The organism is Peterkaempfera griseoplana, from assembly GCF_001418575.1.
Lineage (GTDB): Bacteria > Actinomycetota > Actinomycetes > Streptomycetales > Streptomycetaceae > Peterkaempfera > Peterkaempfera griseoplana.
Genome location: NZ_LIQR01000188.1, coordinates 1 through 9,567, shown reverse-complemented (window position 1 = coordinate 9,567; position 9,567 = coordinate 1). Strand labels below are relative to the sequence as shown.

Genomic DNA, 9,567 nt, shown 5'->3' with positions numbered 1-9,567 from the left:
CATGCCCTCGGGCTGGTCACCGGTGGCGATGCCATTGGTGTGGTTGTTGCGGTAGCCGGTCCCGGCCGCGACGAAGACGCCGTAGGCCTTGTGACCACCGACCGTGATCGGTGCGGCCGTGGCGTTGGCCAGGTTGTCGTACCCGCCCGCCGCCGGGCCGGAGAACCCACCGGGGGGTGCCTGGGTGAGGTTGTTGCCCCGGCCGGACTGGTCGTAGATCACCGTGATGACGCAGCTGGTGTTGGCACAGAAGGAGTCCTGCGCGGCGGCGTCGGCGTAGCCTCCCGCACTGAGCAGGCCGATGTCCTTGGTGCTGTTGTCCGAGGCGCGCCGGACCTGGTACAGCGACCCGTTGTACGAGCCGTACAGGGCGCGGGTGGTGCTGTGCGCGGCCACACACGGCGTACCGCCCGCGGCGTACAGGTCGCAGGGCCCGGACGTGGCAGCCTGGGCGGTTCCTGCCGTCGCGGTGGCGCCGATCAGCGCGCCCGCGGCAAGTACGGCGGCGGCGCCCGCACGGGCGAGGAGCTGCAGTCGGCGCCTCGGCGGGCCGGTGTGTCCGTGCGCGGGCCTGCCGACCGGCCTGCGAAGGTGCCACATCCCGGAGAGAAGCCGGCCGGGTTCGCCGTGACCGGGTGGGGTCTGGCGTAAGCGGAGGTGTCCCATGTGATCTCCTTGCGGAAAACCGGGCAGAAGTGAGCGCTAACAATGCGCGTTAGCGCTAACAGTCCGCGATTCCGCGGATCGGGTGTGCGGGGGGATTACCGAGAGGTTCCGGAAGGAGACGGTGCTCCACCATCTGATGGGCTGTCAAGGCTGGGCGCAGAACAGCCTTGTCCCTCCTCGGAACTCAGGTGACCGAGACACCGCCGACCTGCGGCCCCGGAAGCCCGGACCGCCGGGCCGAACAGGGCGGGACGGCGGATCCCGGGGAGGGACTCAGCCGAACACGCGGCGCTGGATCTCCCGGCGGTAGTCCTCAAGTGTCTTGTCCAGATGGGTGGTTGCCGCCTCCGCCGCCGCCTCGGGGTCGCCCTCCCGGATCGCCCGGTGGATCGCCGCATGCTCGGCGATGGCCTCCTCGGCGTGCCCGCCGACGGTTCCGTGCAGTCCGATGGTGCTCGACTGGCGCTGCAGACGGCGCGCCTCACGCACGGCGTCGACGAGGAAGGGGTTCTGCGAGGCGGCGGCGACACTGACGTGGAAGTCGTCGTCACCGCGGTCGAACAGTTCCCGGGCCCCGGTCACATGGCCTTCCCGGCACATCTCGGCAGCCGCCGCGATCGCCCGCAGATCCGCGGGGGTCGCCCGGGTCGCCGCCAGCCGGCTCGCAGCGACCTCCTGCACCCTGCGGAACTCGAAGAGCCGGTAGACATGGTCGAGGTCGGTCGGCAGGAAGAAGCTCCCCCACCGTGAGGAGCCGAGCATGCCCTCGTCGTTGGCCACGAACAGCCCGCGGCCCTTCTGGGCACGGATCCGCCCGATCGCCGAAAGGATCTTGACGGCCTCGCGGACCACCGTCCGGCTGGTGCCCAGGCGGGAGGCCAGCTGGTTCTCGGTCGGCATCCGGTCGCCGGGCTGCAGCTGCAGTTCGGCGATCAGCCGGAGGATCTCCTCGGCGACGCGTTCGTACCCGGGCCGGTACGTCGTCGGGTCCTGCTCGTCGGGTTGCACCGATGGCGTACCGGTCGCCGCAGGTACGGGGTTGCCGTCCAACGGCTCGCCTCCTTCGCCCTCGGTTCGCGTCGCGGGCTTGGCGCACGCCCCCCGACGTCACGCCGAAGTGTACACCCGCGCTTCTGGCAGGCCATATGTGTATGACTTATATTGCCCAACTCGTCGGACAAATCATATCGAAACGGTCAAAAATCTCAGGACTTGCGCCGGGGAAATTAAAAGATCATGGGAATAAACATGCTCATCCTGTTGACTCCCTCAGCGCTCAGCCGTCTTATGTGTGACCAAGCACAGTGGGGCTTCGTCTGGATCGCAGAGATCGACGGGGCTTCGTCCGGGGTTCCTCGCGTCGCTCCACCACGTGCGGCACTTCGGCGACGGCGAGAGTTCCGGCCCGCGTCCCGATGACGGACGGGCGCCACGACGTAGTGGAGTAGTTCATGACAGCGAAGGTCAGCCCAGTCGCGCACACCCCGGGCATCCGCAGACGTACCGGCCTGCTCACGGCCGCGGGCGCACTGGCCCTGGTCACCGTTGCGGCCTGCGGCAGCGGCGGCGGCGGCACCGGGGGTGGCTCACGGGACGCCTTCCACCCGGTCAAGCAGACCGGCGGAGCGCTGACGGTGTGGGTGGACTCCTCCCGCATGCCGGCGGCCAAGCTGTACCAGCAGCAGCACCCCTCGGTGAAGCTGAACATCGTCAGCTACGACGGGGACGCCAACGGCTCCAACTATCTGCGCACCAAGGTCAGCCTGTTCAACCGCACCCGCAAGGGCTGGCCGGACGTGGTGTTCAGCACCCAGAACAACGAGACCACCTGGGCCGTGGACGCGGGCTTCACCGCCCCGCTCAACAAGGGCCTGATCCCCGCCTCGACGCTCTCGGGATGGGCCAAGGGAGCCAACGACCCCTGCACCGTCAACGGCACGCTGTACTGCCTGCGCAACGACCTGGCCCAGACGGTCCTGTGGTACGACGCGCCACTGATGAAGCAGTGGGGATACCAGGTCCCGCAGACCTGGGAGCAGTACCAGGCACTCGGGCAGAAGGTGGCCGCCGAACACCCCGGCTACCTGGTCGGTTCGGCGGGCGACTCCTGGGCGCCGGAGCTCTACATGTGGTCGAGCAAGTGCGGGGCCAACCAGATCACCGGCCCCAAGGCCCTGAAGGTGGACACCACGGGGCCGAACTGCACCCGGATGGCGTCACTGCTGGACACGCTGATCAAGAACAAGACGATGTCCCTGAGCAGCGTCTTCAGCTCGGACTTCGACAAGAACCAGGCCGGCAAAATCCTGATGCTGCCCGGCCCGTCCTGGTTCGGCGGCGCGCTGTTCCAGGGGACGTTCAAGACGCCGGCGCACCGGATCGCCGTCGCGCCCATGCCCAAGTGGTCGGCCGAGGCGGACACCACGGCGGGCAACGTCGGCGGCGGCACCTGGCTGATGTCGGCGCACAGCACCAACCTCAAGGCCGCGGCCGACTTCCTGACCTGGGTGACCACCTCGGACGACTACCAGGGCAAACTCGCCCCCGGCTACCCGGCCTACGCACCCGTCGCCAAGGACTGGCTGGCCGCGCAGTCCTCCTCCGGCTACTTCGCCGACGACATCGCCGCACCGCTGCAGGCCGCGGCGAACCAGGTCTGGCCCGGCTGGGGCTACGGCCAGTTCAGTCAGGAGGCCGTCTGGGCGGCCACGGTGACCCCCAAGCTGACCGCGGGCCAGTCCATCGTCTCCCTCCTTCCGGCCTGGAAGAGCTCGATCGTGAACTACGCCCGGTCCAACGGCTACAAGGTGACCGAGTGACCGCCCACTCCCCCGGGACCGGCCGGGCCACGGCGCCCGGCACCCGCCGGGCGCTGTGGCCCGGAAGGAGCGGGCAGGCCTTCGTCGGGGCCTATACGGTGCTCCTGGTCGCCTTCGGCGTGGTGCCGACCGGCTATGCGATCTACTTCGCCTTCACCGACGGGGGCGGCAACTTCACCGTCCTGTCCAACTTCACCGAAGCTGTCAGCGACTTCCGGTTCGCCTCGGCCGTCGGGCATGTGGCCCTGTACCTGCTGTGGTGGCTGGTGTCCCTGGTGGTCCTGGTCGTCGGGCTCGCGCTGCTGCTGCACCGTCTGGCGGCCACGGGCGTGAGCAGGGCGCTGCGGTTCCTGTACTACGTGCCGGGCGCGCTGGCGGGCGCGGCCAGCGTCATGGTGTGGCTGTTCGTGCTGGACCCCACGGTGAGTCCGGCGGGTGTCCTGCTGCGGGCCCTGGGATTCCACACCTTCGGCGAGGTCATCGCTCCCGGGCATCTTCCGGTCCTCTTCACCCTCATCGCCTTCTGGACCGGCGCGGGCGGCTGGATCGTGGTCATGTACGGGGCGCTCAACAACATCCCGGCCGACATCCTGGAGGCCGCGCGGATCGACGGTGCGGGGGCCTGGCAGACGGCACGGCGCATCCAGATCCCGCTGCTGCGCAAATGGATCGTCTACATGGTCATCCTCGCCTTCGCGGGCGGCACCCAGCTGTTCGTGGAGCCGCAGCTGCTCTCCCAGGCCAGCGTCGGCGTGGCCGGACGGGACTACTCGCTCAACCAGCTCGCCTACGACTTCGCCTTCCAGAACAACGACGTGAACACCGCGGCCGCCGTGTCGGTGGAACTGCTGGTGGTCGGGCTGGTCGTCGCGGGCGTCTTCGTGGCCAGATCGGGGTTCTTCGATGCAGACTGACCTCCGACGGTCCGCCCTCTCGGTCCCCGCCGGCGGCCGGCCGGTGCCGGCCCGGGAGCTGCGGCGCGGGTCCGGCCGCCCTGTCCGGGGAAGCTCACAGGTGCTCCCGCTGCTGGTGCTGGCACTGTTCGTGGTCTTCTTCGTCCTGCCGGTGCTGTGGCTGCTGCTGGCGGCCACCAAGACCGACGACCAACTGGTGCACGCGAACCCGCTGTCCTTCGGGTCCCTGCACGCGCTACGGGCCAACTGGGACGCGCTGACCGCCTACCAGGACGACGCGATCCTCCTGTGGCTGCGCAACTCGGCCGTGTACTCCTTCCTCGCGCTGGTGATCACCCTGTGCGTCGCCGTACCGGCCGGATACGCGCTGGCGATGACGGAGTTCCGCGGCAGGCGCACCCTGCTGGTCGCCACCCTCGTGGTGATGCTGATGCCCAACGCGACGCTGGTGGTGCCGCTCTTCCTGGAACTCAACGCGGTGCACCTGATCGGCACCATGTGGTCGATCATCCTGCCGTACGCCTTCTACCCCTTCGGGGTGTACCTGACCTACATCTACTTCAGCACCGCGCTGCCCCGGGAACTGCTGGACGCGGCCCGGCTCGACGGCTGCTCGGAGTTCGGCGTCTTCCGCCGCGTGGCACTGCCCCTCGCCACCCCCGTCGTCGCGCTGGTGGGCTTCTTCAGCTTCGTGGCCAACTGGACGAACTACTTCCTGCCGTACGTCATGCTGCCGCAGAGCGACCAGTTCCCCGTCCAGGTCGGCCTGGGCACCCTGCTGGACTCCGTCCCGCAGTTCAACCCGACGGCCGCGGGCACCCTGGAGGTCCAGCGCCCCGAGCTGGCGCTCGCCACCCTGCTGGCGATCACCCCCGTCCTGGTCGTCTTCCTGTTCTCCCAACGCTTCCTGGTCGCCGGCATGCTCGCCGGCGCGACCAAGCACTGACCTGCTTCCCCCGGTCGCTCCCTTCGCACGCCGCACGGCGCACCCGGCCGTCCGCCCGGTGCGCCGGCGGCGCCCTGCCCGGAACCCGGCCGTGCCGGGAACGTCCCTGAATGGAGTCCCTCTTCGATGCTTCCCGTCATCACGGCCTCGGTGCCGCTGCTCGAACCGCCGGGCTGGGCGACAGCGCAGCGCGACCTGTTCGATCTGCTCGACCGGGCCTGGCGTCGATTCGCCGCCGACTTCACCGATGCCGACGGACGGCTGCGTTACGGTTCCGGACTGACCTCGCGCGACGGCGTGGACGACTTCTACGAGGTCTTCTTCAACTGGCCCCAGCTGTACCTGCTCGGCGGGGCCGACGACCTGCTGGCGCAGTCCGAGCTGCACTGGCGGGGAGTCACCCGCCAGCTCACCGAACTGGGCATGCTCAAGGACGAGTACGAACGCGGCTACGACTGGTTCCACCAGGGCGAGAGCCTGCTGCTGTTCTACTTCCTGTGCATGGCCGCGCCCGACCGGTGGGGCGAGCGCGCCCGCCGCTTCGCCGACCTGTACGTCGACCCGGAGCACGGCAACTACGACCCGCAGCACCGCATCATCCGCCGGCCGCACAACGGGAGCGACCCGCACCGCGAGGGACTGTTCGACGGCGAGGCCTACCCGTGGCTGCCGGAGGAAGCCCGGATGTACGGCTTCCCTCTGGACTGGATCCTGCCGTCGGGCAGCGAGCCTCCGCCACTCGACGGCGACCCGCGCCTCGGCCCGGAGATGGCCCGCCGGACAGGCTCCGGCGACACGGCCGTCAACCTCTCCGCCGCGGGACTCGTCCTCAACGCCTGGATCCTCTCCGGGGACGAACGCTACCGGGGCTGGATCACCGAGTACGTCGGCGCCTGGCGGGAACGCGCGGCCGCCAACGGGGGCGTCCTGCCGGACAACGTCGCCCCGGACGGCACCGTCGGAGGGCTGCTCGAAGGACGCTGGTACGGCGGCCACTACGGCTGGTCGTGGCCGCACGGCTGGTACAGCGTGGGGCACTCGGCGATCGTCGCCGCGCTGGCAGGCGCCGCCGCCACCGGCGACGACGGGTACCTGGACCTCGTACGCCCAGCGCTGGACGAGATCATCTCCCATGGGAAGGTGATGGCCTTCACCGAGGCGGACTCCAGCATCCGGTCCAAGTGGATCCCCCAGCTGGGCGAGGACGTGCACACCCCCACCCTCCATGTGCCGTTCCGGTACAAGGACGGCGGCTGGTTCGACCACAACCCGATGCTGATGGCGGTCCCGACGGCGCTGTGGCACCACACGGCCTCGGAGGCCGACCGGCAGCGCATCGAGACCCTGCGCGCCGCCAGTGGGTACGACTGGCGCACCGTCCGGTCCTTCCGCAGCAAGGAGGAGGCCGGGCACGAGGAGCCCTGGCTCGCCTTCCTGGCCGGCGACGACCCCGCGTACCCGGAGAAGATCCTGGCCGCCGCCCAGGCCCAGGTGCGCCACCGGCTGACCCGTATGGAGCTCTACCGTGACAGGGAGGTGCCCGAGGCCGACATCCACCTGTGGCAGCAGTCCAACCCGGTGGTCACCGAGGCTCTCGTCCAGCTGACCTGGGGCGGACCGCAGGTGGTCTACAACGGCGGCCTGCAGCAGGCCCGCGTGCGCTACTACGACGCGGCCGCCGGGCGCCCGGGCCTGCCCGCCGGCGTCGCGGCCCTGGTCTCGGCCATCGACCCGGACGCCACCGTCGTCGACCTGGTCAACCTCGACCCGGAGTCCGCGCGTTCGGTGATCGTGCAGGCCGGCGCGTTCGCCGAGCACACCATCCGCTCGGTGGACCACACCGCGTGCGACGATCCGTCATGGATCGGCGGGATGTACGACTACGGCCACAGCGCACCGGTGGTGACGTCCTCCTCGACGGCCGTGGACGGCCCGTGGCTGCGGGTGGAACTCCCCCGCTCCTCCCGCATCCGGCTCACCCTCCGGCTCGCCCTGCGCACCCAGGCGCCGACCTACCGCTCCCCGTTCGACGAGCCGTCCGAGGGGGGCGCCGCGTGAGGCGCCGCCCCCTGGGCCGCCCCGGCCCCGAGGCCTCCGCGCCGGGATGCGCGGCATCGTCGCCGGGCGCGGCGGGAGCCCTCACCCTGGGCGGAGCCGCGCCCCGGCGCCCCGCGCCCCCGCCCGTGCCGAGGCGCCACGCCTCCGCGGGCGCGCCGTGCCCGGGCGCCGTCCTCGCCCGCCACGCCGTCCGGTTCGCCGTCGCCACCGGCCCATGCGCGTCCACCGTGACCGGCACCTCCGGGGTCTGGGCGCGACGACGCTCCGTCGAGCGGACCGGTGCGCCGCCGTATCCGGAACCGCCGCGAGAGACCGGGGAATGCCCGGCCCCCGTACCCGGCCGGGGGCGGACCGACAGCCGCCCGGAGCACCAGCACCCGGAGCCCAGGTCATGACCGCGCCCGAGGCACCCGCCGGCCCGTCCCCGCAGCCGCGCGTGATCGACAGCCACGTCCACTTCTGGGATCCGGGCCTGCTGGCCTATCCCTGGCTGCGTACCGTGCCGCGCCTGAACCGCGCCTTCACCCCCGCCGAGCTGCTGGAGAGCTTGCCGCAACCGGTGGAGGCCGTCTTCGTGGAGGCGGGGAGGCTCCCCGGTCAGGCGGCCGGGGAGGTGCGGTGGGTGCGCGAGCTGGCACGCACCCGCCCCTGGATCCGCGGCGCCGTCGCACATGTGTCGCTGGACGACCCCGTGGGGGCGCCGCAGTCGGTCCGCGCGCACGCGGCCGACCCGTTCGTCGTCGGCGTGCGCCACAACGTCCAGGACGAGCGACCGGGCTTCACCGCCGGTGCCGACTTCCGCGCAGGCGTGGCCCTGCTGGGCGAGGCGGGGCTGCCCTTCGACGCGTGCGTTCGCGAGCACCAGCTGGACGAGCTCGCCGACCTGGCTGCGGCCTGCCCGCGGACCCTCATCGTCCTGGACCACCTCGGCAAGCCCTCACCGTCCGACCCCGGCCGCCGGTGGCGCACCGCCCTGCGCCGCCTGGCCCGGCGGGACAACGTGGTCTGCAAGCTCTCCGGCCTGGCCACCGAGGCGGCTCCCGGCACGGCCCCGGAGACGCTGCTGCCCGTCCTTCGCGAGGCACTGCAGGCGTTCGGCCCCGGGCGCTGCCTGTACGGCGGCGACTGGCCGGTGATGACGCTGGCCACCGCGTACGGGACCTGGCTGGACCTGGTGCGCACCGCCCTCGCCGACCTGCCCGCCGGGGACGCCGACGCCGTACTGCACACCAACGCCGCCCGCACCTACCGGCTCGACCGGGAACCGCCGCCCGCGCGGACACCCGGCGCGGCCGACCCCACCGACGGACGGAAGGAACCCGCATGACCGCCGTGAGACGCTTCGCCCAGACCGTCCGGCTGCGGCCGGAGCGCCGTGCCGAGTACCTGGCGCTGCACCGGGCCGTCCCGCCCGGAGTCGAGGCCGCGCTGCGTGCCGCGAACATCCGCAACTACACGATCTTCCTTCGCGAGGACACCCTGTTCGGCTACTTCGAGTACCACGGGGACGACTTCGCAGCCGACCTCGCCTCCGTCGCCACCGACCCCGACACCCAGGCCTGGTGGCAGCTGACGGACCCGTGCCAGCAACCCTGGCCCGACACCGGAGCCGGCGGCACATGGTCCGACCTGGAGGAGATCTGGCATCTGGACGAGGAGCCCCACGCGTGACCACACAACGAGTCGCCTACACAGCGCCCGGCAAACTGACCCTGGAGACCGTGGACGGCGCCGCGGCCGCGCCGCCCCCGGGCCAGGTGTCGGTCGACGTGGCGTACACCGGGATCTGCGGCACGGACCTGCACATCTTCCACGGCGCCATGGACGCCAGGGTCGACCCGCCCTGTGTGATCGGGCACGAGATGTCCGGCCGAGTCGCCGCCGTCGCCCCCGACGTGACCGGGTGGCAGGCCGGCGACCCCGTCACCGTCATGCCTCTCGTCCCCTGCGGACAGTGCCCCGCCTGCCGCTCCGGGCACGGCCACATCTGCCACCGCCTGGTCTTCCTCGGCATCGACGCCACCGGATCCCTCCAGTCCCGCTGGACGGTCCCCGCCGAGACGCTCGTCCGCCTCCCGGACGGTCTGCGGCTGGACCACGCCGCACTGACCGAACCCACCGCCGTCGCGGTGCACGACGTACGGCGCGCCCGGCTGCAGCCGGG

General features: G+C 71.3%; 9 protein-coding genes. 7 read left to right on the top strand and 2 right to left on the bottom strand.

What is annotated here, in order from left to right; genetic code table 11:
- Together AOK09_RS15105 and AOK09_RS15100 are read right to left on the bottom strand one after the other, a co-directional pair.
- On the bottom strand, positions 1-600 hold a 600-nt coding region (locus tag AOK09_RS15105), incomplete at its 3' end, for an arabinofuranosidase catalytic domain-containing protein (RefSeq protein ID WP_407675404.1).
- Positions 601-939: 339 nt separating this feature from the next.
- Positions 940-1,674 carry a FadR/GntR family transcriptional regulator gene (locus AOK09_RS15100; RefSeq protein WP_107101343.1) on the bottom strand — a complete coding sequence of 245 codons (735 nt, stop codon included), beginning with the start codon at positions 1,672-1,674 and terminating at the stop codon, positions 940-942.
- 443 nt (positions 1,675-2,117) lie between these two features.
- Here AOK09_RS15100 and AOK09_RS42115 point away from each other — a divergent pair, with 443 nt between their 5' ends.
- From AOK09_RS42115 to AOK09_RS15065, 7 genes are all read left to right on the top strand, one after another.
- Positions 2,118-3,485, top strand: coding sequence for an ABC transporter substrate-binding protein (locus AOK09_RS42115; protein WP_055587704.1), 1,368 nt, complete (start codon positions 2,118-2,120; stop codon positions 3,483-3,485).
- Complete coding sequence (locus tag AOK09_RS42110) at positions 3,482-4,399, top strand: carbohydrate ABC transporter permease (RefSeq protein WP_079063079.1); 918 nt, start codon at positions 3,482-3,484, stop codon at positions 4,397-4,399. Before AOK09_RS42115 ends, AOK09_RS42110 begins: the two co-directional genes overlap by 4 nt.
- 100 nt (positions 4,400-4,499) lie before the next feature.
- Entirely contained in the window at positions 4,500-5,345 is an 846-nt protein-coding gene (locus AOK09_RS15085) for a carbohydrate ABC transporter permease (protein WP_107101342.1), read from the top strand.
- A 126-nt stretch (positions 5,346-5,471) separates the two neighbouring features.
- Complete coding sequence (locus tag AOK09_RS15080; RefSeq protein WP_055587703.1) at positions 5,472-7,403, top strand: hypothetical protein; 1,932 nt, start codon at positions 5,472-5,474, stop codon at positions 7,401-7,403.
- A 391-nt stretch (positions 7,404-7,794) separates the two neighbouring features.
- The gene (locus tag AOK09_RS15075) at positions 7,795-8,730 is read left to right on the top strand and encodes an amidohydrolase family protein (protein ID WP_055587702.1); all 936 of its coding nucleotides are present in this window, start codon (positions 7,795-7,797) and stop codon (positions 8,728-8,730) included.
- A gap of 5 nt (positions 8,731-8,735) precedes the next feature.
- Positions 8,736-9,074 (top strand): L-rhamnose mutarotase, encoded by a 339-nt coding sequence (locus AOK09_RS15070; RefSeq protein ID WP_107101341.1) that lies wholly within the window; start codon positions 8,736-8,738, stop codon positions 9,072-9,074.
- The coding region (locus tag AOK09_RS15065; RefSeq protein WP_407675403.1) for a zinc-dependent alcohol dehydrogenase at positions 9,071-9,567 on the top strand (497 nt) is incomplete at its 3' end. The genes AOK09_RS15070 and AOK09_RS15065, both read left to right, overlap by 4 nt.